The sequence below is a fragment of the Agromyces sp. NPDC055661 genome (assembly GCF_053618135.1).
Window position 1 is genome coordinate 810,701 of record NZ_JBSHHC010000001.1, and the last position, 22,636, is coordinate 833,336.

Here is a 22,636-nt window from a genome sequence, read left to right on the forward strand (position 1 = left end):
CCGGCCGCCCCACGTATCCTCGTCGGGTGACCCCGACCGCCAGGGCCGCGATCAGCGCAGCCGTCGTGCTCGACGCCGACGTCTGGCGCGCCCGCGAGCAGGCGCACGCCGAGCGGGCCGACGCCCTCACCGCCGGGCATCGCGCCCGCGCGACGCAGGGCGAGCGGCATCCGATCGAGGACTTCCTCTTCACCTACTACGCGTACTCGCCGAGCCTGCTGCGCCGCTGGCACCCGGGCGCGGGCGTCGAGCTGGCGGATGCCGCGAGCACCCCTCGCGCCGAGTGGCGCTGGTACGCAGCGGGGTCGACGTCCGGCTCGCTTGTGGTCGACCACGACGCCATGCGACGGGAGAAGCCCGCACTGCTGGGCGCGGTCGAGCGGATGCTGCGCCTCACCGCGTCGCGCCCCGGGCAGTTCGGCTGTTTCGGCCTCCACGAGTGGGCCATGGTCTACCGGCAGCGCGAGCACCGGCATCCGGTGCCCCTGCGGCTCGGGCAGGACGCGACCGACGCGGTCGTCGAGGCGCACGAGCTGCGGTGCACGCACATCGACGCGTTCCGGTTCTTCACGCCCGATGCCGTGCCGCGCAACCGCTTCGCGCCCACCCGCGAGACGCAGCCCGAGCTCGAGCAGCCCGGCTGCCTGCACGCCGGCATGGACGTGTACAAGTGGGCGGTGAAGCTCGGCCCGCTCGTGCCGGGCGAGCTGCTGCTCGACGCGTTCGAGCTGGCCCGCGACATCCGCTACCTCGACATGCAGGCGTCGCCCTACGACATGGCGCCGTGGGGCGGCGAGCCCGTGCGCATCGAGACGCCCGAGGGCAAGGCCGCGTACGTGCGCCGGCAGCGGGTGTTCGCCGAGCGGGGCAACGCGCTGCGCGGGCGCATCCTCGAGGCCTGGCTCGGCACCGCGGCCTGAACCGCAAGGGGTTGCGGCCCGCAGGTCCGTCGCCGACCATGGCGGGATGCGGATGCCGCATCGCGTACACGTCGTGACCGGAGGCGCCGGGGGGATCGGGCGTCGCATCGCCGAGTTCCTGCTCGCCGAGGGACACGCGGTCGTCGTGGTCGACACGACGCCCGCGGACTGGCTCGAGGAGCCCGACGCGCTCGTCGCGACGGGCGATCCGGCGCGCGCGGCCTCGGTGGTCGGCGACGCCGGCGATGACGCGGTCCTCCAGGCCGCGATCGAGCAGGCTCGCGAGCTGGGCGGGCTGCACGGCTGGGTCAACGACGCGGCGATCTTCCGGGACGCGTGGCTGCACGAGGCGGGCGCGACGGCCACCCTCGATGCGGTGCAGGCGAACCTGCGCCTCGCTGTCGCCGGCTGCGCGGCGGCGGTCGACGAGTTCCGTCGCACCGGGGTCGCGGGCTCGATCGTCAACGTCTCGTCGCACCAGGCCCAGCGCCCGGTGCGCGGCGCGCTTCCCTACGCAACGGCCAAGGCCGCGATCGAGGGCCTGACCCGCGCCGTCGCGGTGGACTACGGCCCCGACGGCATCCGCTGCAACGCGGTCGCGCTCGGCTCCATCCGCACCGACCGGTACGACGAACTGCTGGACTCGCTCGATGCCGAGGCGCGCACCGCCGTCGCGCGACAGGTGGCCGCGCTGCATCCGCTGGGCCGTGAGGGCGACGCCACCGAGGTCGCGCAGGTCGTCGCATTCCTGCTCTCGGATGCCGCGAGCTTCGTCACGGGCACGGTGCTCCCGGTCGACGGCGGGCGCGCCGCCCGCGGCGCCGACCCCGAGGAGCGCTGACCACCTCAGCGTTGCGTGACGCTCGCCTGCTCGGCGACCCACTCGTCGAACGTCTGGTGCCCGATGGTCGCGCCGGGTCCGGGCAGGGTCTCGCCGCGACGCATCGCCGCGTATTGCTTGCCCGGCAGCGAGATCGCCATGACCGGACCCTTCACCCCCGTGGCGTTGGCGAGCGTGCGGATCATGTCCGCGAGCTGCTCCTGACTGGGCCCCGCGATCTCGGGAGCGTGCCCCATCGGGGCACCCTCGGCGAGCTCGACGAGCCGCTGGCCCACCTCCCGTGCGGCGATGGGCTGCGTGCGCACCCGCGGTGCGAGGTGCACGCCCGCGATCGTGAGTCCCTCGAGCAGCTGGCCGGCGAACTCGTGGAACTGCATCGCGCGCAGGATCGTCCACGGCACGTCGCCCCCCTCCACGGCGCGCTCCTGCGCGAGCTTCGCCGCATAGTAGCCGTACGGCGCGCGGTCGATGCCGACGATCGACAGGCTCACGTGGTGCCGCACGCCCGCTCGCTGCTCGGCGGCGAGGAGGTTGCGCGTGACCGTGGTGAAGAACTCGGTGCCCTTCTTCGCCGACGTGGTGATCAGGTTGCTCGCGTCGATGACGACGTCGACGCCTCGCAGCGCGTCGTCGAGCCCCTCGCCCGACACGAGGTCGATGCCGTTCGAGCGGGTCAGCACGACGACCTCGTGTCCGCGCTCGCGCGCGGCCTCCACGGCGTGATGTCCGACGGTGCCGGTGCCCCCGGCGACGACGATCCTCATGATGCGTCCTCTCCTTCGCTGATCGTGCGCCGCCGCGGTGGCAGGCACAAGGGGATTGCGAGCACGAGCGTCGCGGAGAGCGCGATCGGCTGCGCGATCGCGTCGAGCGGTGCGAGCCCGTGCAGGTGCCCCACGTGATAGGCGAGGTGGGGCACGGAGAACACGAGCCAGGCCACGCCGACCGCGACCGAGGCATCCGCCCGGCGCATGAGGGCCGCGACCACCCCGGCCCCGACGAGCGCGAGGTAGAGCGACCCGACATCGCGCACGAGGTGCTCGTTGTACGGGCCGTCGCTCGCGACCCAGGCGCCGAGGAGGCCCGGCATCGGGAAGGCGTCGTAGAAGCTGCGCGGTGCGGCGAGCGCCCACGCGCCGACGAATGCGCCGAGCGCGTTGAGGGCCCACAGGATGCCGCGTCTCCAGTTCGTGTTCACATCACCTTCGACGACGCAGGCCGCCGGAATGTGACGTCGGGGCTCACATCGGGTGCCGCCACGTCGTCGGAGAGGAGAGGGCGGATGCGGCATCCGATGGGAAGGTGGAGGCATGACGACGGCACCCGAGGGGTTCGACGAGGCGGCGCTCGAGGCCGAGCGCGGCATGCTCATGAGCCTGTCGTACCGGATGCTCGGCACGGTCGCCGACGCCGAGGACGCCGTGCAGGAGACCTACGCGCGCTGGTACCGGATGTCGCCGGCCGAGCGCGACGCGATCGAGAACCCCGCGGCGTGGCTGACGCGCGTCGCGAGCCGCGTCTGCCTCGACCAGCTCGGCTCCGCGCGAGCCCGCCGCGAGCGGTACGTGGGCGAGTGGCTCCCCGAGCCGCTGCCCGGCGGGACGGGCATGTTCGCCACCCCGCCGTCGGCCGACCCGCTCGACCGCGTCACGCTCGACGAGTCCGTGTCGACGGCGCTGCTCATCGTGCTGGAGTCGCTGACGCCGGCCGAGCGGGTGGCGTTCGTGCTGCACGACGTGTTCGCGATGCCGTTCGGCGAGATCGCGGACATCGTCGGCCGTTCCCCCGACGCGTGCCGCAAGCTCGCGTCGACCGCGCGACGGCACGTGCGCGAGCGCCGCGCAGGCTCCGCACCGCGCGAGACGCACGACGCGGTGGTGCGCGCGTTCATCGCGGCGGCCGGCACCGGCGACCTGCAGCAGCTGTTGCCCCTCCTCGATCCCGACATCGTGCTCGTCTCGGACGGCGGCGGCCTGGCGTCGACCGCGCGACGCCCGGTGCTCGGCGCCGACCACGTCGGCCGCTTCATCCTGGGGCAGCTGGCGAAGCTCGGCGCGGCCCTCACGGTGTCGCTACACGAGACCGCGGACGGCCTCACGCTCGCCTTCGCCGACGGGGACGTGGTGCACAGCGTCGCGGTCCTCGACGTGCGCGACGACCGGATCGCGCGCGTGTGGATCATGCGGAACCCCGAGAAGCTCGGCCTCTGGAACACCTGATCCCGGATGCCGCGAGGCGCCGCCCGTCGGTATCGTGGGCACCCTGGGAGGTGCGGAGATGCAGGGTGGCGAGCGGGTTCCGATCGATGCGCAGCAGGTCGACGCGCCGCTGTCGCGCTTCGCGGTCTTCCTCGTCATGACCGTCGGCGCCGACGACGCGGCCCTCGCGACGGTGCGCGACGTCGTGTCGGGCATCGACGACCTCGTGAAGACGGTCGGGTTCCGCGACCTCAACGGGCACCTCTCGTGCGTCGTCGGCCTCGGTCGCGACCTGTGGGACCGCCTCTCCCCCGACGCGCGCCCCAGCGAACTGCACGCGTTCCCGCCGATCGCGGGCGCCGTGCACGCCGCCCCGTCGACGCCGGGCGACCTCCTGTTCCACATCCGTGCCGAGCGGCAGGACCTGGCCTTCGAGTTCGAGCGCCTGCTGCTCGACCAGCTCGGCGTCGCGGCATCCGTCGCCGACGAGACGCACGGGTTCCGGTACTTCGACGCCCGCGACCTGCTCGGCTTCGTCGACGGCACGGCGAACCCGATCGGCGCCGAGATGGCCGAGATGACGCACATCGGCGACGAGGATCCCGACTTCGCCGGGGGCAGCTACGTCGTCGTGCAGAAGTACCTGCACGACCTCGACGCGTGGGCCCGGCTCTCCACCGCCGAGCAGGAGGCGGTGATCGGTCGCACGAAGCTCGACAACGTCGAGCTCGACGACGCGCCCGGGCCGCAGTTCGCGCACAAGACGCTCACGACGATCGTCGGCGACGACGGCGAGGAGCTGCAGATCCTTCGCGACAACATGCCGTTCGGCCGGCCCGGCCAGGGCGAGTTCGGCACGTACTTCATCGGCTACTCGCGCCGGCTGTGGGTCATCCAGCTCATGATCCACCGCATGTTCATCGGGCAGCCGGCGGGGTTCCACGACCGGATCCTCGACGTCTCGCGGGCCGTCACCGGCACGACGTTCTTCGCGCCGTCGAATCCCGTGCTGCGCGGGCTCGCCGACGCATCCGATGCAGCGGATGCCGCGAACCCGCCGGCGTTCCCGTCGGAGGCCGCCCCCGACTCGGCCGGCCCGAGCGCCTCGCTCGGGATCGGCTCCCTGCGCCAGCACGCCCCGAAGGAGACCACCTCATGACCGACCACCTGCTGCGCCGCCTCGCGCCCATCTCGTCGGAGGGCTGGGAGCTGCTCGACGCCGAGGCCAAGGACCGCCTCACGGTCGCACTCGGCGCCCGGCGCCTCGTCGACTTCGCCGGTCCGCACGGGTGGGAGCACTCCGCGACGAACCTCGGACGCGTCGGTCCCGTGGTGTCGGCCCCGGCCGAGCAGGTCATCGCCCGCACGCGCCGGGTGCTCCCGCTCACCGAGGTGCGCGCCGACTTCTCGCTGCAACGCGAGGAGCTCGTGAACGCCTCGCGCGGCGCCGTCGACGTCGACCTCGGCGCGCTCGACGAGGCGGCGCACCGCATCGCGAGCGTCGAGAACGCCGCGGTCTTCAACGGGTGGGACGCCGTGGGCATCGCCGGCATCGTGCCGTCGTCGCCGCACGACCCGATCCGGCACGACGGCGGCACCTCGGGCTACGACGACCTCGTCGCCTCGGCCGTTGCGACGCTCAAGCACTCCGGGATCGGCGGCCCCTACGCGCTCGCGCTCGGCCCGGCCGACTGGACCGCGGTGGTCGAGGCGAGCGACGCCGGCGGGTATCCGCTCGTGCGCCGCCTCGAGGACCTGCTCGGCGGCCCGATCGAGTGGGTGCCCGGGCTCGACGGCGGCGTCGTGCTGAGCATGCGCGGCGGCGACTACCTGCTCGAGGTCGGCGAGGACCTCTCGATCGGCTACGCCGCCCACGACGCCGAGACGGTCGACCTCTACCTCGAGGAGAGCCTCAGCTTCCGCGTGGCGACGCCCGAGGCAGCGGTGTCGATCCGGCTCGCCTGAGGCTCAGGGCACGCGGTAGCCGCCCGCGCGGAACAGCTCGTACCACTCGGCGCGCGTCAGCGGCACGTCCGAACCCTGCGCCGCCGCGGCGACCCGCTCGGGCGTCGTCGTGCCGAGCACGACCTGCATGCCGGCGGGGTGCCGGGTGATCCACGCAGTCGCGATGGCGATCGTCGGCACGTCGTACTTCGCGGCGAGCCGGTCGATGACCGCATTCAACTCGGGGTACTCGGGCGAGTCGAGGAACACGCCGGTGAAGAACCCGGCCTGGAACGGCGACCACGCCTGGATCGTGATGTCGTTGAGGCGGCAGTAGTCGACGATGCCGCCGCCGTCGAGCGTGAGCGCCTGGTCGGTGCCCTGCATGTTCGCGGCCACGCCCTGCGCGATGATCGGCGCGTGCGTGATCGACAGCTGGAGCTGGTTGGCCACGAGCGGCTGCGCCACCGACTTCTTCAGCAGGTCGATCTGCGCGGGCGTGTGGTTCGAGACGCCGAACGCGCGCACCTTGCCCGAGGCCTCGAGCTCGTCGAAGGCACGCGCGACCTCGTCGGGCTCGACGAGCGCGTCGGGCCGGTGCAGCAGCAGGATGTCGAGGTAATCGGTCTGCAGCGCGCGCAGCGACCCGTCGACCGCTTCGACGAGGTGCTCGTACGAGAAGTCGAAGTACGGGCCGTCCTTCACGATGCCGGCCTTCGACTGGATCGTGACCTGCTCGCGCTCCGACGGCCTGAGCTGCATGGCCTCCGCGAAGCGGCGCTCGCAGCCGTGCAGCTCGTCGCCGTAGATGTCGGCATGGTCGAAGAAGTCGATGCCGGCGTCGCGGGCGGTGCCCACGAGCTCGCGCACGGCCTCGTCGCTCATCTTCGAGATGCGCATCAGGCCGAGCACGACGTTGGGGGCGGCGAAGTCGGCGCCGAGGGTGATGGTCTTCATGGTGCTCCTGGTTCGAGGTGGGCGGATGCCGCGACGACGCGGCTGCGGCATCCGCCGATGTCGGTGGTGCTAGGCCGCGAGCTCCTCGACGTCCGAGAGCGACGCGAGCTCGTCGGCCGTGAGCTCGAGCTCGACGGCGCGCACGGAGTCGCGGATGCTCTCGGGACGCGAGGCGCCCGGGATCGGGATGACGACGGGCGCGAGCGCGAGCTCCCACGCCAGCGCAACCTGCTGCGGGCTGACGCCGTGGGCGTCGGCGACGCGCTGGAACGCGCCGTGGCGCTGCCCGACCGCCTCGGCGCGGGCGATGCCGCCGAGCGGCGACCACGGCAGGAAGGCGATGCCGAGGGCGGCGCAGTGCTCGAGCTCGCCGAGGCTCGACCGGAACGCCGGCGAGAACTGGTTCTGCACCGAGACGAGGCGCCCGCCGAGGATCTCGTTCGCCTGGTCGATCTGGGCGACGTTCGCGTTCGAGATGCCCGCGAGCTCGATGACGCCCTCGTCGAGCAGGTCGCGGATCGCGCCCACCGAGTCGGCGTAGGGCACGCGCGGGTCGGGGCGGTGGAACTGGTAGAGGCCGATCGCCTCGACGCCGAGCCGTCGGGCCGACGCCTTCACGGCCTCCTTCAGGTACTCGGGGCGCCCGTCCTGGGTCCACGAGCCGTCGCCGGGCCGCAGGTGGCCGCCCTTCGTGGCGACGAGCACGTCGGACGTGTCGCCGCCCCAGGTGCGGAGTGCACGGGCGATGAGCTCCTCGTTGTGGCCGACCTCGTCGGCGTGGAGGTGGTAGGCGTCGGCGGTGTCGATGAGGGTCACGCCGGCCTCGAGGGCGGCGTGGACGGTCGCGATCGACCGGGCCTCGTCGGGCCGTCCCTCGATCGACATCGGCATGCCGCCGAGTCCGATGGCGCTGACCGTGCGAGGGCCGATGGTTCGCTGCTGCATGGAGCATCCTTTCGTTGCGAGGTTGCCTGTTCACGATAGGAACGCTCAAACTAGAAGTCCAACAACTAGTTCTCATGCCATTCAGAAGAAGGGTCGATGAATGGATCTGCGGCAGATGGAGTACCTCGTCGCCCTCGCCGACGAGCAGCAGTTCACGCGCGCCGCGGCGGTGTGCCACGTGTCGCAGTCGGGCCTCTCGGCGGCGATCCGCGGGCTCGAGGAGGAGCTCGGCACGACCCTGTTCGACCGCACCACGCGACGCGTGGTGCCGACCGACGCGGGCCTGGCGCTGCTCCCCCACGCGCGAACGATGCTCGCCCAGGCGGCCGCGGCCCGCGACGCCGTGGTGCGGGCCACGCACGAGCTCTCGGGGAGCCTGCGCGTCGGCGCCGAGCAGTGCCTCGGCATGGTCGACGTGAACGCGCTGCTCGAGCGCGTGCACCTGCTCTACCCGCTCGTCGAGCTCGAGTTCACGCAGGCGGGCTCGCACGAGCTCGCGGCGCGCGTGAACGAGGGCACGCTCGACGTGGCGTTCGTCGCGGGCGGCGGACAGGTCACGCGCCTCCGCCGGCACGAGCTCGGACGACGTCCCATCGTGCTGCTCGTGCCGCCGCAGCATCCGCTCGCCGGAGCGGAGCGCGTCGAGTGGGCCGACCTGCGCGACCTCGACTTCGTCGACTTCCAGGAGTCGTGGGCCGTGCGCACGCTCAACGACGAGGCGTGCGCGACGCACGGCGTGCCCCGCCGGGTCAGCGCCGCGGTGAACGACGTGCACACGCTGCTCGACCTCGTGCACCGCGGGCTCGGCATCGCGCTCGTGCCCCAGCACGTCGCCGCCAAGCCCCAGGCTTCGGGACTCGTCACGCTGCAACTCCCGCCGGACGCGACCCCCGAGTGGGTCGTCTCCGCCATCACGGGCGCGCCGGCCGCGGCATCCGCCCCGCTGCTGCTCGACCTGCTCGACGCGGAGCTCGCGCTCAGCGCCTGAGCCGAGGTCAGCCGACGAACGCGAGCACGACCGCTACGTTGGGGGCGTGGAACTCACGTTCAGCGGCGAACTGTGGTTCTGGCGCGGGCCGGCCCCATGGCACTTCGTGACGGTTCCCGACGAGGAGGCGGCCGCGATCGAGGCGATCTCCCCGGCCGTGACCTACGGCTGGGGCATGATCCCCGTGACCGTGCGCGTGGGCGCGAGCGAATGGACCACGTCGCTTTGGCCGAAGGACGGCGGCTACATCGTGCCGCTGAAGGCGTGGGTGCGCGACGCCGAGGGGCTCGAGGTCGGCGACACGGTCGACCTGCGACTCACGGTCGCGGCCTGACCGACGGCTGAGGCTGCGGACGGAGTCTTCCCCGGGCGCTAGCCCTCGGAGTCGATGACCTGGATCAGCACGCGCTCGTACGCGCCCGGCCCGACCGAGATCGCGCCCGCGTACGGATGGTCCATGTCGGCCGTGACGAAGATCACGAGTCCGATGAACAACGAGAGCAGGCCCACCATCAACAGGTGCAGGCGCCGGCTCTGCACGTCGATGAACGCGAGCAGGACCACGTTGACGAACGCGCCCACCCAGATGACCAGCCAGAGCAGCGGTGGAAGCGCGAGGGCGGTGGCGTCGATGCGCGCACGGCGCGTCTCGATGAACGTGTCGAAGGTCTCGAGCACCTGCTGGAGCACGGCCTGCTCGTCGCCCGGTTCCGCCGTGATGTTCTTGAGGTGGCCCTCCATCTCGTCCACCTGCGCGTCGCTCGCGTCGGGGAGGATGCCGCGCTCCTGCTGCGGCCAGTCGAGTTCGATCACCGCATGCATGTAGTCGTCGATGGTCGCGCGCAGCGCGTCCCCGTTGGACTCGTCGAGGAGCGTCGTGGCGCGGAAGAGCGTGCCGACCTCCCCGGCCTCGTCCACCGCGGTCGTCCTCGCGTACGCGAAGTTCTCGTAGACCGAGACGGCGACGAGGGCGAGCAGAATGCCGAAGAACACGCCGAAGGTGCCGATCACGTGCGCGAGCGCGCGATCCCACTCCTTGCCGTTCTTGACGAGCTTCTGCACCAGCGGGCGGAGCGCGAGCACGATCCCGCACGAGATCGCGACGAACCCGATGGTGAACAGCGGCAGTGTGATCCAGATGGGCGTCTCGTAGAACCATTCCATCATCGCGCTCCCCGCTCCGACGAGTGACGGGCGTCGACCGCCCGTCCGTTGCACAGCCTACGGATGCCACGGCGCCGAGCACCAGACCCGGACCCCGAGGCATCCGTTACGGCCCGGAAACGCGGCCGGCCTCAGCCGACCGGATCGACCGGGTTCGGTCGCGCGACGATGAGCGGGTCGACCGGCGTCAACGGGAACTGCGGGAGGTCGCGCTCGGGCACCTCGAACGCGGTCGAGAGCACCTCCCGCGAGAACGCCGATGCGGTCGCCCGGTACCCGACGTCGCCCGGCGTCGGTTGGTCGAAGAAGATCAGGAAGTCGAGCGACCCGCCGCCGATGTTCTCGATGTGGTGCGGGTAGGCGCGCGGCACGAAGTACACGTCGCCGGCCTCCAGCAGGTAGGTGTCGAGCGAGCCGTCGGGGTCGAGGATCGTCATGCGCGCGTTGCCCGCCGCGACGAAGCCCATCTCGGCCGTGACGGGGTGCCAGTGCGGCTCGCGCATGCCGGTGTCGGCGATGCGCAGGCGGTACATGGAGATGTCCTCGAGCGCCGCCCAGAACTGCTTGCGCGCGAGGTTCGCGCTGCCGTACGGGTACGAGAGCGGCGCCACCTGGCCGACCATGTCGAACAGCCGCGCGTTCGGCAGCCCCGCCGTCGACGGGATGTCGGCCGCCCCGGTGCGTCGCGAGATCTGCGACGAGCCCGCGCGATCGAACGCCGCGAACGCCGACGCGGGCAGGTCGTACGTGTTGCCGAGCACCGCGTCGGTCATCGCGCTGAAGCTGTCCTGCAGCGAGAAGTGCCGCGGATGCCCCGTGCGCAGCGCCGCGATCACGACGGCGGCCTCATCGCCCACGTTCTCGATGTGGTAGATCGCGCCCGATTCGACGTGGTACATCTGCCCGGCCTCGACCACGAACGAGGAGAAGCTGTCGGCGTTGCCGAGCGTCGACACGAGCACGCGACCCGACACCACGATCGCAAGCTGGTTCGCGTTCACGTTCCACTGCGGCTCGCGGATCGCGCCCGGTTCGAGCACGATGCGCTTGATCGAGAGCCGGCGCAGGATGCCGAAGTCGTCTGCGGTGAGCTGCTGGATCGTGCCGCCGTCGGATGTGAAGACGGGCTTCGATCCGGTCAGCGTGGTGACGTGGCGAGACTGCTGGGACATGTCGGACCCTCCCCCGTGCGTCGGACGACGTGTCCCGAGCCTAGGGCGCGGGCGTCGCGACGCGCGAGCCGGGTTCGCTCTCGCGCGCCGCCCTGAGATCCCTCTCCGCGCGCGGGGTTCCGTTGATTCCGTTTTCAGGAGATCTGCGCCCGGACCGGCGCGGAGCCGGGCGCATCTCCTGAGAAGCGGCCGTTCCGTGGGCGGTCATCCTGAGAAGGAGATCGCGGGCCGCGGCGCACGCTACGCCGTGACCGCGACCCGACGCCGCGGCAGGTTCGCGACGACGAGCGCGGCAACGCCGAGCAGGAGGATGAGCGGTGCGCCCAGGTCGAGCGCGGCCTGCAGGCCCGACGCCGTCGCGATGGCACCGAGGCCGAGCGCGGCGAGCGCCTGCAGGAGGTAGCCGACCACGTAGGCTGCCGAGATGACCGCGGCCCGCTCGTGCGCGGGCGCGCTCGTGGTGACGAGGCCGAGTCCGCCCGAGAACATGAGGGCGTAGCCGGCACCGGCGACGATCGACGAAGCGAGGAACGCCGGCAGCGAGTGCGCGAGCCCCGAGACGATCAGCAGCCCGAGCCCCGCGATCGCGAACAGCGGCCCGAGCGTGACCGCGAGCCGCGGACGGAGCCGGCGGGTCAGCACCGCGACGACGCCGATGACGACCGCCGAGAGCGCGATGATCGCGCCGTCGACGAACACGTTGTCGCTGCGCACGAGGTCGCGTGCGATCTGCGCGCCGAGCGCCAGGAAGATGGCGCCCATCGCATACGCGGCCGAGATGCCGAGCGTACCGGCGACGAACGACGGGCGCTCCTCGCGCGGCATCCGCGGTAGCCGGGGACGCCACGGGCCGGCGGCCTCGTCGCGGGTGTGGCGCGGCAGCCCCGCGGCGAAGACGGCGACGATCGCCGTCACGGCGGTGAGCACCCAGAAGCTGAGGTGCAGCGGCCAGGGCGCGTACTGCACGAGGGCGCCGCCCACGACGGTGGCGAGCGCGAGCCCGGTGGCCGTGGCGGCCGTCGTGGCAGAGCTCGCGCGCCGCGCGCCGTCGCGTCCGCCGAACTCGACCATGGCGGCCGTCGCCGGGCTCAGCGAGAGGCCGACGCCGACCCCCATGAGGGCCCGGCCGATGAACACCCAGGTGAGGTCGGGGGCGAGCCCGAACGCGATCGAGCCGAGGCCGAGTGCGCCGAGCCCGAGCAGGATGACCGCACGGCGGCCGATCACGTCGGACAGGTTGCCGAACACGATGAGGACCGGCACGAGCACGACGGGGTAGATCGCGAAGATCGCCGTGGTGACGGACGGCTCGATCTGCCATTGGGCCGCGTAGAGCGGGTACACGATGGTCGGGGCGCCGCTCGCCCAGAGGGCCAGGCCGGCCACGGATGCCGCGGTCCAGAAGCTTCCACGAGTGCTGAGGGTCATCCTGCGCCTTCCGCATGTTCCTGAGTTGGAATCACCAAGTTAGCATGCTGAGTCGGATTTTCCAACCCAGTGTGCGAGAATCGTTGGCATGGCTTCCTTCGACCCTGACGAGCGCTGCTCGATCGCCCGCAGCCTCGAGGTGATCGGGCAGAAGTGGTCGCTGCTCATCGTGCGCGAGGCGTTCCGCGGCCGCACGCGGTTCGCCGACATCCGGACGCGGCTCGGCGTCGCGCCCGACGTGCTCACCGACCGCCTCGCCCGGCTGGTCGACGCCGGCATCCTCGAGCGGCGCCCCTACCGCGAGGCCGGCGAGCGCGAGCGCGAGGAGTACGTGCTGACCGACGCCGGCCGCGCGCTGAAGCCTGTGCTGGCGTCGATCATCGAGTGGGGCGACGAGTTCCGTCCGAGCGGGCACGGTCCGGCCTCGGTCTACACGGCCGGCGGTCGTCCCGTGCGACTGGCGTTCCTCGACGAGGACGGCGTGGAGCACGCGCCCGACGAGGTGGTCTCGATCCCCGGACCCGGAGCCCGCCGCCCCGACTGAGCGGTCAACCCCTGTCGGGGTGTCGGCGGCATCCGGAACCATGGTCGGATGGACGTCACCGAATGGCTGCTCGACTCCGATCCCGCCATCCGCTGGCAGGTCATGCGCGACCTGCTCGACGCGCCGTCCGACGCGGTCGCCGCCGAGCGGTCCCACGTCGCGACCGAGGGCGTCGGCGCACGGCTCCTCGCCCTGCAGGCCGACGACGGCTACTGGGGCGGCGACGAGTACGGCGAAGACGGCGATCGGCGCGGCACCCACTGGATCCTCCAGGACCTGCGCCGCCTCGACGTCGACCCTGCCGCGCCGCAGGTCCGCGCCGCGATCGAACGCGTCCGCGACGGCGTGACCTGGCGCTGGTGGGAGCATCGCCCGTACTTCCAGGGCGAGGTCGAGGAGTGCGTGAACGGCGGCGTGCTCGCCCACGGCGCGTACTTCGGCGTCCTCGGCGAGGGCAGCGACCGCATCATCGGCATGCTGCTCGAGCAGCAGCTCGATGACGGCGGGTGGAACTGCGATCCGCCCGAGGAGTCGACGCGGTCGTCGTTCGACTCGACGCTGTGCGTCATCGAGGGGTTCCTCGCCTACGAGCGCGCCGTTCCTGGTGCACCCGCGGCGATCACCGAGTCGCGGCGGCTCGGCGAGGAGTACCTGCTCGAGCGCGGCCTGTTCCGTCGCCGGTCGACCGGCGAGCTCGTGCTCGAGCGGTACCTCGACTTCGCGTTCCCGCCGTACTGGCACTACGACGTGCTGCGCGCGCTCGACTACTTCCGCGAGACCGGCGACTCGCCCGACGCCCGCGTCGACGACGCGATCGGGCTGGTGCTCGACCAGCGGCTCGACGACGAACGGTGGCCCGCCGCCAAGCCGCGCCGCGGCGAGGTGTTCTTCCCGCTCGACGAGCCCGAGGGCGAGCCGAGCCGCTGGAACACGCTCCGCGCACTGCGCGTGCTGCGCTGGGCGGGCAGGTAGCCGCCGCGCCGACGCGCTCAGTCGACGAACGCCACCGCCCGCACCGGCGCGCCGTCCGCGTCGATCGGCAGCGGGAACAACCCGACCCGCACGCGCTCGGGCAGGCCCTCGAGCCCGGTGAGGTTCTCGACGATGAGCGCGTCGCCGCCGAGCACCACGTCGTGCACCGGGAATCCGTCGCCGCCCGTGGGGTCGGGGCTCAACGTGTCGACCGCGAGCACGCGCATGCCGCGCCGCAGCAGCTCGGCGGCGGCATCGGGGTCGAGCGCCGGATGCTCGAGCGCGGCATCCGTGCCGAACCGCGACGCCCACCCCGTGTCGACGACGACGATCGGCGGCACCCGCTCGGGCAGCCCACCGGCGAGTGCCGAGGCCAGTTCGGCGAGGCCGTACAGCTGCCGCGGCGCGAGGCCGTCGAGGTGCACGACGAGCGACTCCCCCACGAGCTCGTCGAGGCCGATGCGCCCGGTCGTGCGCCCGCCGGGCACGGTGTGCGACGGGGCATCCAGGTGCGTGCCGGTGTGCGAGCCGAGGTGCAGCTGCGCGACGTCGACACCGTCGCGCGCCACCTCGAGGGCGGAACCGATCTCGACGCCGGGGTCGCCCGGGTACACCTGCATCCCGCTCGTGATGCGATGGCTCAGCTCCCGCACCGGGGTCAGGCCGCCTGGGGGTCGGATTCGTGGGCGGCGTCGCTCGCCAGGCGGGCGATCCGGAGTCGCGCGTTGCGCTCGCTCGGCGAGATGCGCCCGAGCGTCCAGTGCGCCACGGTGAGGGCGATGCGGGTGAGCGTGATCGCGGGCCACCATGGGCGTCGCAGGCCGAGCAGCTCGCGGTAGGCGGCGGGGAGCGAGGCGACGGCTCCACCGAAGAGGATCGGGTAGACCTTGGCGGTGAGGCCGGGGAGGCCCGGCCTGCGGATGAATCCGACGGCCGTGATGACGCGCTCGTCGACCTTCGAATGCTCGAGGAAGCCCGACATCTCGGCGCGCAGCTCGGCGAGGGTCACAGGCGGATGGGCCACGCCCATCAGCCGACCGGCCTGTGCCCACTCGCGCACGTACGCGTCGGCGCCGCCGGGGATCTGCGCGCCCCAGATCTCGTGGGCGCCGACGAACGCCTCCGTGAAGGCGTCGTGCACCCAGCGCAGGAGGTCGGGGTCGTTCGCCGAGTACGGCCGCTCGACCCCGGCGGCATCGACGTAGGTGCCGCGTACGTGGTCGTGCAGGCGGGAGACGAAGGCGGATGCGGCCGTGGCGCTGCGACGGTCGCCGAAGGTCGTCGTGGCAACCCACCGCACCGTGCCGTCGAGCCGCCCGAGCGGATCCTCGCTATAGCGCGACCAATCGTGCACGCCCGCCATCGCACCGGGGTGCAATGTCTGCAGCAGCAGGGCACGGATGCCGGCGACGAGCGTCGGCAGCGCGCCGTTCACGGCCCAGACCGCGGAACCGGGTCCGAAGAAGCCGGCGTCCTCACCCTCGGCCAGCGCCCGGGTCCAGGGCGGAAGTTCGGCGTGCGACAGGTTCGACCGACCGCGCACCCGCCACTTGGCGCTGCCGCCGATGCTCGCTGCCGTACTCGCCATAGTCGACCGTACCCCCGAGGCGGCCGTTCCGGGCTGCGCATCCGCTGCGAACCGCCGTCGGCCAGAGGATCAGGATTCGCCGGACTCGCGCAGGTGCACCCGCTCCCCCTGCGCGCTGAGCAGGTTGATGATCTCGGCCGACTCGAGCGACGCGCTCGCGGTGCCGTGCGGCGTGCGGGTGTCGAACTCGGCGGCCTCGCCCGGCTCGAGCACGATCTCCTCGTCGCCGAGCGCGAGGCGCACGCGCCCGCTGAGCACGTAGATCCAGTCGTAGCCTTCGTGAGCTCGCTGCTCGACGGGCGCATCGGGCGGATGCCCCGGCAGCACCATCTTGAACGCGTGCAGGTCGGGGTTGCTCCGGGTCAGCGGGATGATCGCCCGTCCGCCGCGGTAGAACGGCCGCGGGGCAACGCGCGGGTCGGCGATCTGCGGCGCGCCGACGAGGTCGTCGAGGCTCGCGCGGTAGACGCCGGCGATGCGAATGAGCAGGTCGAGCGTCGGGCGGCGGCCGCCGGACTCGAGTCGGGAGAGCGTCGAGACCGAGATCCCGGTCTGCTCCGAGAGCTCCGCGAGCGTGAGTCCGCGGCGGGTGCGGAGCGCACGCAACCGAGGCGCGACCGCGTCGAGCACGGCGTCGAGGTCGACACCAGGGTCGGGCTGGGCTTCGGCCCGGGTATCGGGCTCGACCGGCTCATCGGGATCGTGGGGCATGCGGGCATCCGTTCACGTCGCGCAGTTCTTGCCGTTGCGGCAAGCGACCTTGCCATTCAATCAAGCTCGGGCCAGCATCGGAAGCATGCAGCAGCACTCGTGGGACGTCATCATCATCGGCGGCGGGAGCGCGGGCCTCAGCGCCGCGCTCATGCTCGGCCGCTCGCGCCGCAGCGTGCTCGTCGTCGACGAGGGCCGGCCGCGCAACCGCTTCGCCGGGCACATGCACGGCGTGCTGGGCCGCGACCACACCTCCCCGCTCGACCTGCTGGCCGCCGGGCGCGCGGAGCTCGGGCGGTACGACGGCGTCACCGCACGCCCCGGCGAGGTGGCCGCGGCATCCGTCGCCGACGGCGGATTCGAGGTCGTGCTCGACGACGACCGCCGTCACCTCGCGCGCCGGGTCCTCGTGGCGTCGGGGCTGCGCGACGAGCTGCCCGAGATCCCCGGCCTGGCCGAGCAATGGGGACGCGGCGCGTTCATCTGCCCGTACTGCGACGGGTGGGAGCAGCGCGATCGACGCATCGCCGTCATCGCCTCGAGCGCCGCGAACGTGCACCAGGCGCAGCTCATGCGCCAGCTCTCGGCCGACGTCACGTTCCACGGGCACGGCGTCGAGCTGCCCGACGAGGAGCGGGCGGGGATGCTCGCGCGCGGCATCCGCATCGACGACCGCGCGGTGGTCGAGGTGATCGCCGACGACGACGGCGTGCTCCGCGGCATCCGACTGGCCGACGGCACGGATGCCCCGGTCGACGCGATCTTCGTCGGGCCCGCGCCGCACCCCAACGACGGGATCCTCCTCGCGCTCGGCGCCGAGACGGCCGAGCACCCGATGGGCGGACGCTGGGTCACCGTGGACCCGATGGGGCGCACGAGCGTGCCCGGGCTGTGGGCCGCCGGCAACGTGACCGACGGCCGGTCGTCGGTGCCGTACGCGATGGCCGCGGGCAGCCTCGCCGGCGCGGGGATCAACGCCGACCTCGTCGAGGAGGAGGTCGGCGCGGCGGTCGCGGCCGCCTGACGCAGATCTGCCGGTCGAGTGAACCTCGGGGTACCCTGACGCCGTTCTCTCATCATCGGTCTCGACCGTCGGGGTCTCGACGGCGGGCACGACGGATCGTGGAGGCAGGACATGGCGACGGCATCCGACTTCGAGTTCACGACGGTGTGGGAGCTGCCCGCGCCCGTCGAACGGGTGTGGGACGAGCTGCTCGACGTCGACGCGTGGCCGACCTGGTGGCGCGGGTTCGAGCGCGTGGACTTCGTGCGCGACGGCGACGCCGACGGTGTGGGCAACGTGCGCGACCTCGTCACCCGCGGACGGCTGCCCTATCGGCTGCACTACCGGGTCGAGGTCGTGCGGGTGGAGCCGCTCCGGCTCATCGAGGCCCGGTCGACCGGCGAGCTCGAAGGGGTCGGACGCTGGACCACCGAACCGACCGACCGCGGCACCAAGGCGGTGTACCTCTGGCAGGTGCGTACGACGAACCGCCTCCTGCGGGCGCTCAGCCCCATCGCGCGCGGCACGCTCACCCGGAACCACGACCAGGTCATGGAGTGGGGTCGCGAGGGCATCCTCGCGCGCCTCGGCGTTCCCGCGGCGTCCTGATCTCCCGACCCGGAGTCCGACGCTGCTAGCATGCGCGGACGGACGGTCGTCGCCCAGGCGACCGCGACCAGGGGGGAGCCCGAATGCCCGGACCCGATGACCTCGTGCCGGGCGCCCCGGCCTGGGTGGACCTCAGCACGACGGATGTCGACGCGGCATCCGCCTTCTACGAGGCGCTGTTCGGCTGGGACGCCGAGGACGTCGTCGACGAGCGCTTCGGCGGCTACCGCGTGTTCCGCCTGCACGGCAAGCGGGTCGGCGGGATCGGCATGCGCGCGGACGACGACGTGTCGGCTCCGCACTGGACCGTGTTCCTGCTCACCTTCAACGCCGCGACGACGGACGAGCTCATCGCGGAGGCCGGCGGCACGGTGCTCTTCGAGCCGATGGTCGTGCCGACGCGCGGGGTCATCGGCATGGCGGTCGACGGCACGGGCGCCGTGGTCGGCTACTGGCAGCCCGGCATCGTCGAGGGGTTCGACGTGTTCGGCGAGCCGGGCAGCGCCGTGTGGTTCGAGCTCGCGGCGAGCGACTTCGACGCGGCGACGCAGTTCTACGCGCACGCCTTCGACTGGAGCCTCTCGCTCGGCGATGACGAGCCCCGGTACGCGGTGTTCGAGCGTCGCGGACAGCAGCACGCCGGCATCGTCGATGCGGCCGGATCGCTCGGGCCCGACGAGGGACCCGCGTGGCGCGTGGCGTTCGGCGTCGACGACGTCGACGAGACGGTCGCGCGCGCCGTGGCGGCGGGCGGCACCGTGGTGGACCCGCCCTCGGACGTCGCCGCGGGCCGCAGCGCCGGGCTGGCCGACCCGACGGGGGCGTTCTTCCTCGTGGTGTCGCCCGCTCGCTGACCCCGGGCGTCGCGGGTCAGTAGTCCTCGCGCGCCTCGCGGTACTCCTGCACCTGGTCCTCGGATGCCTCCCAGCCCTCGAGCGCCGCGACGAGCTGCCGGTGCAGCCAGTCCGCGTCGCCGGGATCACCGGACCGCAGCTGCGCGAGCCGCTCGGTCGCCGTTCCCCGCAGGTCGTCCATCACGTCCTCCCCTCCGGAACGGGCATCGCGGCCGACGGCCGTGCACCGGTGTCCGTTCGGTGCACATCCTGCCACCAGCGGCGCGGCGCCACGAGCGCCCGGCCAGTCGTTACCGGGTGCGCAGGCCGTCGAGCGCGAGGTCGACCACGCGCTCGCGCTGCTCCGCGTCGGGGAACGCGACGCCCGCCACGCCCGCGACGAGCCGCACGGCGTCGTCGATCGCGACGTCGGAGCGGACCTCGCCGGCCGCCTGCGCGCGACGGAGCAGCGGCTCGCCGGACTCGTACATGATGCCGCGACAGGTCTGCAGCAGCTCGGAGTCGCGGTTCAGCCCCTCGAGCAGCACCTTCTTGCGGCTCGCGTAGTCGGCGAACCGGCGCAGCCAGGCCGCGAGCGCGTCGAACGGCTCCGCGTCGTCGAGCTCCCCGGCGAAGGACGCGACGCCCGCGACCTCGTCGAGGTAGACGGCCTCCACGAGCGCGTCGCGCGTGGGGAAGTTGCGGTAGAGCGTGCCGATGCCGACGCCGGCCCGGCGGGCGATGTCCTCGAGCGAGGCATCCAGCCCGTGCTCGGCGAAGGCCGCGCGGCCCGCCTCGATGAGCGCGTCGAAGTTGCGCCGCGCATCGGCGCGCGTCGGACGACGCTCGTCGAGGAGCGCGCGGAGCGCCGGATCGGTCAACGGGAACACCACCTTGCAAAGTGGAGGCACCCTCCGCTACAGTACTAAGCGGAGGCAGCCTCCGATCGGAGTCTCCCTCCAGTATATCCCCTCCCGCCTGAACGAAAGGCGTCTTCGCTTGTCTGCATCTCGCATCACCTTCCTCGCGGTGGCCACGAGCTTCACCGCGGTCGCAAGCCTGCAATCGCTCATCATCCCCGTGCTCTCGACGATCGGCGCCGCCCTCGGCGCCGACGCGGTCGGCCAGACCTGGATGCTCACGGCCTGGCTGATCTCCGCGGCGGTCGCCACCCCGCTGCTCGGCCGCGCCGGCGACCTCGTCGGCCGTCGCCGCATGTACCTCCTCGCGCTCGGCGCCGTGGCGATCGGCTCGCTGCTCTCGGCGTTCGCGCCGAACCTCACCGTCATGCTGTTCGCCCGCGTACTGCAGGGCCTCGGCGCCGCGGTGTTCCCCCTCGGCTTCGGGCTCGTGCGCGACGCCTTCCCGTCCGCACGCCTCGCCGGCGCGATCGGCGGCCTCTCGGCGATCATGGCCGTCGGCAGCGGGCTCGGCACGGTCATCGCCGGTCCGGTCTCGGCCGTGATCGGATGGCGCGGGCTCTTCGCCCTGCCGCTCGTGCTCGCCGCCACCGGGCTCGCGCTCGGCTACTTCGGCCTCTCGCGCACCACCACCCGGGCGACCGGCCGCATCAACGTGCTCGCCGCCGTGCTCCTCTCGGGCTGGCTCGTCGCACTGCTCCTCCCCCTCAGCTCGGGCAACCAATGGGGCTGGGGCTCGCCCATCGTGCTCACGCTCTTCGTCGTCGCGGCGATCCTCGCTTCAGCCTGGGTCGCGGTCGAGCTCCGCTCGCGCAACCCGCTCGTCGACATGAAGATCATGCGGCTGCCCGCCGTGTGGACCACGAACGTCACCGCCCTCCTCACGGGCGCGGCCATGTTCGGCGTGTGGGCGTACCTGCCCCGCCTCGCCGAGACGCCGACCTCGAGCGGCTACGGTCTCGGCGTCGACGCGAGCACGGCCGGACTCATCATGCTTCCGATGCTCGTGACCATGGCCTCGGTCGGTTTCGTCGCCGGACCGCTGAGCCGCGTGCTGCCGTTCGCGGCGCAGCTCACGCTCGGCGCGTTCCTCTCGGCGCTCGCCTCGCTCGGGATCGCGTTCCTGCACGGCAACGTGTGGACGCTCGCCGCGGCCGCCGCGGTGCTCGGCCTCGGCACGGGCCTCGTCACCTCGTCGACGCCGAACCTCATCGTGCGCAGCGTGCCCGCCGACCAGGTCGGCATCGCGACCGGCATGAACGCGAACATCCGCACGATCGGCGGTGCGATCGGCACGACCGTGTTCGCCGCCGCGATCGGCGCGACCCTCGGCGCCGCGGGCCTGCCCGCCGAGTCGGGCTACGTCGCCGCCTTCGTGATCGGCGCGATCCTCGCGGTGATCGGCGGCCTCGCGCCGTTCCTCGGCCGCACCCGTCCGGTCCGGCCCGAGGCCCGGGCGATCCCGGTCATCGAGTCCCCGCTCGAGGAGATCGCCGAAGCGGCCTGATCCGATGCCCCGACCGCCCGATCGCCCGGCCCGTGCGACACCGCGGGTCGGGCGTTCGGCGTCTCAGCCCTGGAGCTCGAGCGTCATGAACACGCTGTTCGGGTCGAGCACGTAGTCGCCGAACGGGCCGCACTCCACGAAGCCGTACTTCGCGTAGAGGGTGCGGGCCGGGCGGAAGAACTCCTGCGACCCGGTCTCGAGGCTCACCCGACGGTAGCCGCGCCGGACGGACTCGGCGAGCACGTGCTCGAGCAGGCGCGCACCGAGCCCACGTCCGCGCGCCGCGGCATCCGTGCGCATCGTCTTCAGCTCGCCGTGCTCGGGGTCGAGCTCCTTGAGGGCGACGCAGCCGTGGAGCCCGTCGGCGTCGCCGATGGTCCAGAAGGTGACCTCGGGCACCGACAGCCCCGAGACGTCGAGGGCGTGCACGCTCTCGGCCGGCGAGGTCGCGAACATGTCGTCGAGGTGATCGGTGAGCAGGCGGATGACCCGCTCGTCCGCGAGGTCGCCGAGCCGGATGTCGGTGGTGGTCGTCACCGCCCCATTCTCGCCGATCCGCGAGGCGGGGTCGGGCCGGCCACGGGCGTCACCACGCCGCCCCGTTGGCGAGCGCGAGGTCGACGGCGGCGTCGACGGGGCCGATCCACGCCTCGCCGTGACCGGGCAGCAGCACTCGAGCGGTCGAGGTCCGCAGCATCTCGAGTGATGCTCGTGCCTCCTCGCGGTCGTGGTGGAACATCGACGGCAGCAGCTGCGGGCCGGCGATCGGCGAGGTGCGATGCCGGGTCACGAGCGCGTCGCCGGCGACGAGCACCTCCTCCGCCTCGAAGTCGAACGCGGTGTGGCCGCTCGTGTGTCCGCCGACCGACAGCGCCCGTGGTCGGCCGGGCACCGCGACGTGGTCGCCGTCGAGTGGCAGGGGCGTCGCACTCGGGACGCCGAGCTTGGCGCCGCCCTGCAGGAGGGGCATGATCGCCGTGGACCACGCGACGACACCCCGACGCCACACGTTCGGCAGCACGTCGCCCGGTCCGGCCTGCTCCACGACGTCGCGACGCACGTTCGGCACCTCCGCGAGGGCGGCGTGCACCGGCGTGCCGAACTCCGCGGCGAGCCAGGCCGCGCCGCCGAGGTGGTCGGCGTGCCCGTGGGTGAGGAGCACGGCGGCGACGTCCTCGGGGCGGCATCCGGCTTCGGCGAGCGAGGCGACGAGCAGCTCGCGCTGGCCCGCGTAGCCCGAGTCGACCAACGTGACGCCGTCGGGTCCGGCATACACGACCCAGTTCACGTGCTCGGTGTGGGCGAAGTGCAGGTGCTCGCCGACCGTGTCGACGCGGACCTCGCGCCGGCGCCCGTCGTTTCGTCGATCGTCCCCGCTCGCTGCCACGACGA

The 22,636-nt window shown here is 72.6% G+C and carries 27 protein-coding genes; 13 read left to right on the forward strand and 14 right to left on the reverse strand.

Annotation, left to right across the window (positions count from 1 at the left end; all coding sequences use genetic code 11):
- Positions 1-26: 26 nt before the first annotated feature.
- Both ACWGO8_RS03650 and ACWGO8_RS03655 read left to right on the forward strand, forming a co-directional pair.
- Positions 27-920: a 3-methyladenine DNA glycosylase gene (locus ACWGO8_RS03650; protein WP_452041767.1), complete on the forward strand. Its 894-nt coding sequence runs from the start codon at positions 27-29 to the stop codon at positions 918-920.
- 73 nt (positions 921-993) lie between these two features.
- On the forward strand, positions 994-1,761 hold the full coding sequence (locus ACWGO8_RS03655) for an SDR family NAD(P)-dependent oxidoreductase (protein ID WP_452041768.1): 768 nt from the start codon (positions 994-996) through the stop codon (positions 1,759-1,761).
- 5 nt (positions 1,762-1,766) lie between these two features.
- Here the strand turns inward: ACWGO8_RS03655 and ACWGO8_RS03660 are convergent, their stop codons facing one another.
- Both ACWGO8_RS03660 and ACWGO8_RS03665 read right to left on the reverse strand, forming a co-directional pair.
- Complete coding sequence (locus ACWGO8_RS03660; RefSeq protein ID WP_452041769.1) at positions 1,767-2,525, reverse strand: SDR family oxidoreductase; 759 nt, start codon at positions 2,523-2,525, stop codon at positions 1,767-1,769.
- Positions 2,522-2,959 (reverse strand): hypothetical protein, encoded by a 438-nt coding sequence (locus tag ACWGO8_RS03665; RefSeq protein ID WP_452041770.1) that lies wholly within the window; start codon positions 2,957-2,959, stop codon positions 2,522-2,524. The genes ACWGO8_RS03660 and ACWGO8_RS03665 overlap by 4 nt, the downstream gene beginning before the upstream one ends.
- 112 nt (positions 2,960-3,071) lie before the next feature.
- On the opposite strand from ACWGO8_RS03665, the gene sigJ reads away from it, so the two are divergent.
- Genes sigJ through ACWGO8_RS03680 form a run of 3 tightly spaced genes read left to right on the forward strand, consistent with a single transcriptional unit; the run spans position 3,072 to position 5,924 of the window.
- Positions 3,072-3,980: an RNA polymerase sigma factor SigJ gene (gene sigJ / locus ACWGO8_RS03670; RefSeq protein ID WP_452041771.1), complete on the forward strand. Its 909-nt coding sequence runs from the start codon at positions 3,072-3,074 to the stop codon at positions 3,978-3,980.
- Between the two features lie 58 nt (positions 3,981-4,038).
- A complete protein-coding gene (locus ACWGO8_RS03675; RefSeq protein WP_452041772.1) occupies positions 4,039-5,118 on the forward strand; it encodes a Dyp-type peroxidase in 1,080 nt (359 codons plus the stop codon).
- A complete protein-coding gene (locus ACWGO8_RS03680) occupies positions 5,115-5,924 on the forward strand; it encodes a family 1 encapsulin nanocompartment shell protein (RefSeq protein WP_376956109.1) in 810 nt (269 codons plus the stop codon). Before ACWGO8_RS03675 ends, ACWGO8_RS03680 begins: the two co-directional genes overlap by 4 nt.
- 3 nt (positions 5,925-5,927) lie before the next feature.
- On the opposite strand, the gene ACWGO8_RS03685 is transcribed toward ACWGO8_RS03680, so the two are convergent.
- Positions 5,928-6,860, reverse strand: a complete 933-nt coding sequence (locus tag ACWGO8_RS03685; protein WP_452041773.1) for an aldo/keto reductase — start codon at positions 6,858-6,860, stop codon at positions 5,928-5,930.
- Between the two features lie 69 nt (positions 6,861-6,929).
- The gene (locus ACWGO8_RS03690; protein WP_452041774.1) at positions 6,930-7,805 is read right to left on the reverse strand and encodes an aldo/keto reductase; all 876 of its coding nucleotides are present in this window, start codon (positions 7,803-7,805) and stop codon (positions 6,930-6,932) included.
- Between the two features lie 100 nt (positions 7,806-7,905).
- Between ACWGO8_RS03690 and ACWGO8_RS03695 the strand changes: the two genes are divergently transcribed.
- Both ACWGO8_RS03695 and ACWGO8_RS03700 read left to right on the forward strand, forming a co-directional pair.
- Positions 7,906-8,793, forward strand: coding sequence for a LysR family transcriptional regulator (locus tag ACWGO8_RS03695; RefSeq protein ID WP_452041775.1), 888 nt, complete (start codon positions 7,906-7,908; stop codon positions 8,791-8,793).
- A gap of 46 nt (positions 8,794-8,839) precedes the next feature.
- Positions 8,840-9,127 (forward strand): DUF1905 domain-containing protein, encoded by a 288-nt coding sequence (locus ACWGO8_RS03700; protein ID WP_452041776.1) that lies wholly within the window; start codon positions 8,840-8,842, stop codon positions 9,125-9,127.
- A 38-nt stretch (positions 9,128-9,165) separates the two neighbouring features.
- Here the strand turns inward: ACWGO8_RS03700 and ACWGO8_RS03705 are convergent, their stop codons facing one another.
- From ACWGO8_RS03705 to ACWGO8_RS03715, 3 genes are all read right to left on the reverse strand, one after another.
- Complete coding sequence (locus ACWGO8_RS03705; RefSeq protein WP_452041777.1) at positions 9,166-9,960, reverse strand: bestrophin-like domain; 795 nt, start codon at positions 9,958-9,960, stop codon at positions 9,166-9,168.
- A 128-nt stretch (positions 9,961-10,088) separates the two neighbouring features.
- Positions 10,089-11,129, reverse strand: a complete 1,041-nt coding sequence (locus ACWGO8_RS03710; protein WP_452041778.1) for a cupin domain-containing protein — start codon at positions 11,127-11,129, stop codon at positions 10,089-10,091.
- 240 nt (positions 11,130-11,369) lie between these two features.
- Positions 11,370-12,557 (reverse strand): MFS transporter, encoded by a 1,188-nt coding sequence (locus ACWGO8_RS03715; RefSeq protein ID WP_452041779.1) that lies wholly within the window; start codon positions 12,555-12,557, stop codon positions 11,370-11,372.
- An 88-nt stretch (positions 12,558-12,645) separates the two neighbouring features.
- Between ACWGO8_RS03715 and ACWGO8_RS03720 the strand changes: the two genes are divergently transcribed.
- Together ACWGO8_RS03720 and ACWGO8_RS03725 are read left to right on the forward strand one after the other, a co-directional pair.
- Positions 12,646-13,101: a winged helix-turn-helix transcriptional regulator gene (locus ACWGO8_RS03720; RefSeq protein ID WP_376956101.1), complete on the forward strand. Its 456-nt coding sequence runs from the start codon at positions 12,646-12,648 to the stop codon at positions 13,099-13,101.
- Positions 13,102-13,149: 48 nt separating this feature from the next.
- Positions 13,150-14,073 carry a hypothetical protein gene (locus ACWGO8_RS03725; RefSeq protein WP_452041780.1) on the forward strand — a complete coding sequence of 308 codons (924 nt, stop codon included), beginning with the start codon at positions 13,150-13,152 and terminating at the stop codon, positions 14,071-14,073.
- A gap of 17 nt (positions 14,074-14,090) precedes the next feature.
- Here ACWGO8_RS03725 and ACWGO8_RS03730 read toward each other — a convergent pair whose 3' ends face one another.
- The 3 genes from ACWGO8_RS03730 to ACWGO8_RS03740 form a co-directional block, all read right to left on the reverse strand.
- Positions 14,091-14,693, reverse strand: a complete 603-nt coding sequence (locus ACWGO8_RS03730; RefSeq protein ID WP_452041781.1) for a cyclase family protein — start codon at positions 14,691-14,693, stop codon at positions 14,091-14,093.
- Positions 14,694-14,731: 38 nt separating this feature from the next.
- Positions 14,732-15,661 carry an oxygenase MpaB family protein gene (locus tag ACWGO8_RS03735; RefSeq protein ID WP_452041782.1) on the reverse strand — a complete coding sequence of 310 codons (930 nt, stop codon included), beginning with the start codon at positions 15,659-15,661 and terminating at the stop codon, positions 14,732-14,734.
- A 69-nt stretch (positions 15,662-15,730) separates the two neighbouring features.
- Positions 15,731-16,372 (reverse strand): helix-turn-helix domain-containing protein, encoded by a 642-nt coding sequence (locus ACWGO8_RS03740; protein WP_452041783.1) that lies wholly within the window; start codon positions 16,370-16,372, stop codon positions 15,731-15,733.
- Between the two features lie 85 nt (positions 16,373-16,457).
- On the opposite strand from ACWGO8_RS03740, the gene ACWGO8_RS03745 reads away from it, so the two are divergent.
- From ACWGO8_RS03745 to ACWGO8_RS03755, 3 genes are all read left to right on the forward strand, one after another.
- Positions 16,458-17,396 (forward strand): NAD(P)/FAD-dependent oxidoreductase, encoded by a 939-nt coding sequence (locus tag ACWGO8_RS03745; RefSeq protein WP_452041784.1) that lies wholly within the window; start codon positions 16,458-16,460, stop codon positions 17,394-17,396.
- A gap of 111 nt (positions 17,397-17,507) precedes the next feature.
- Positions 17,508-17,984, forward strand: coding sequence for an SRPBCC family protein (locus tag ACWGO8_RS03750; protein ID WP_452041785.1), 477 nt, complete (start codon positions 17,508-17,510; stop codon positions 17,982-17,984).
- An 83-nt stretch (positions 17,985-18,067) separates the two neighbouring features.
- A complete protein-coding gene (locus ACWGO8_RS03755; RefSeq protein ID WP_452041786.1) occupies positions 18,068-18,838 on the forward strand; it encodes a VOC family protein in 771 nt (256 codons plus the stop codon).
- Between the two features lie 16 nt (positions 18,839-18,854).
- Here ACWGO8_RS03755 and ACWGO8_RS03760 read toward each other — a convergent pair whose 3' ends face one another.
- Both ACWGO8_RS03760 and ACWGO8_RS03765 read right to left on the reverse strand, forming a co-directional pair.
- Positions 18,855-19,019, reverse strand: a complete 165-nt coding sequence (locus tag ACWGO8_RS03760) for a hypothetical protein (protein ID WP_452041787.1) — start codon at positions 19,017-19,019, stop codon at positions 18,855-18,857.
- Between the two features lie 109 nt (positions 19,020-19,128).
- On the reverse strand, positions 19,129-19,710 hold the full coding sequence (locus ACWGO8_RS03765) for a TetR/AcrR family transcriptional regulator (protein ID WP_452041788.1): 582 nt from the start codon (positions 19,708-19,710) through the stop codon (positions 19,129-19,131).
- Between the two features lie 106 nt (positions 19,711-19,816).
- On the opposite strand from ACWGO8_RS03765, the gene ACWGO8_RS03770 reads away from it, so the two are divergent.
- Positions 19,817-21,244: an MFS transporter gene (locus ACWGO8_RS03770; protein WP_452041789.1), complete on the forward strand. Its 1,428-nt coding sequence runs from the start codon at positions 19,817-19,819 to the stop codon at positions 21,242-21,244.
- A 63-nt stretch (positions 21,245-21,307) separates the two neighbouring features.
- Here ACWGO8_RS03770 and ACWGO8_RS03775 read toward each other — a convergent pair whose 3' ends face one another.
- Positions 21,308-21,781 carry a GNAT family N-acetyltransferase gene (locus ACWGO8_RS03775; protein ID WP_452041790.1) on the reverse strand — a complete coding sequence of 158 codons (474 nt, stop codon included), beginning with the start codon at positions 21,779-21,781 and terminating at the stop codon, positions 21,308-21,310.
- A 49-nt stretch (positions 21,782-21,830) separates the two neighbouring features.
- Positions 21,831-22,631, reverse strand: coding sequence for an MBL fold metallo-hydrolase (locus ACWGO8_RS03780; protein ID WP_452041791.1), 801 nt, complete (start codon positions 22,629-22,631; stop codon positions 21,831-21,833).
- Between the last annotated feature and the right edge of the window lie 5 nt (positions 22,632-22,636).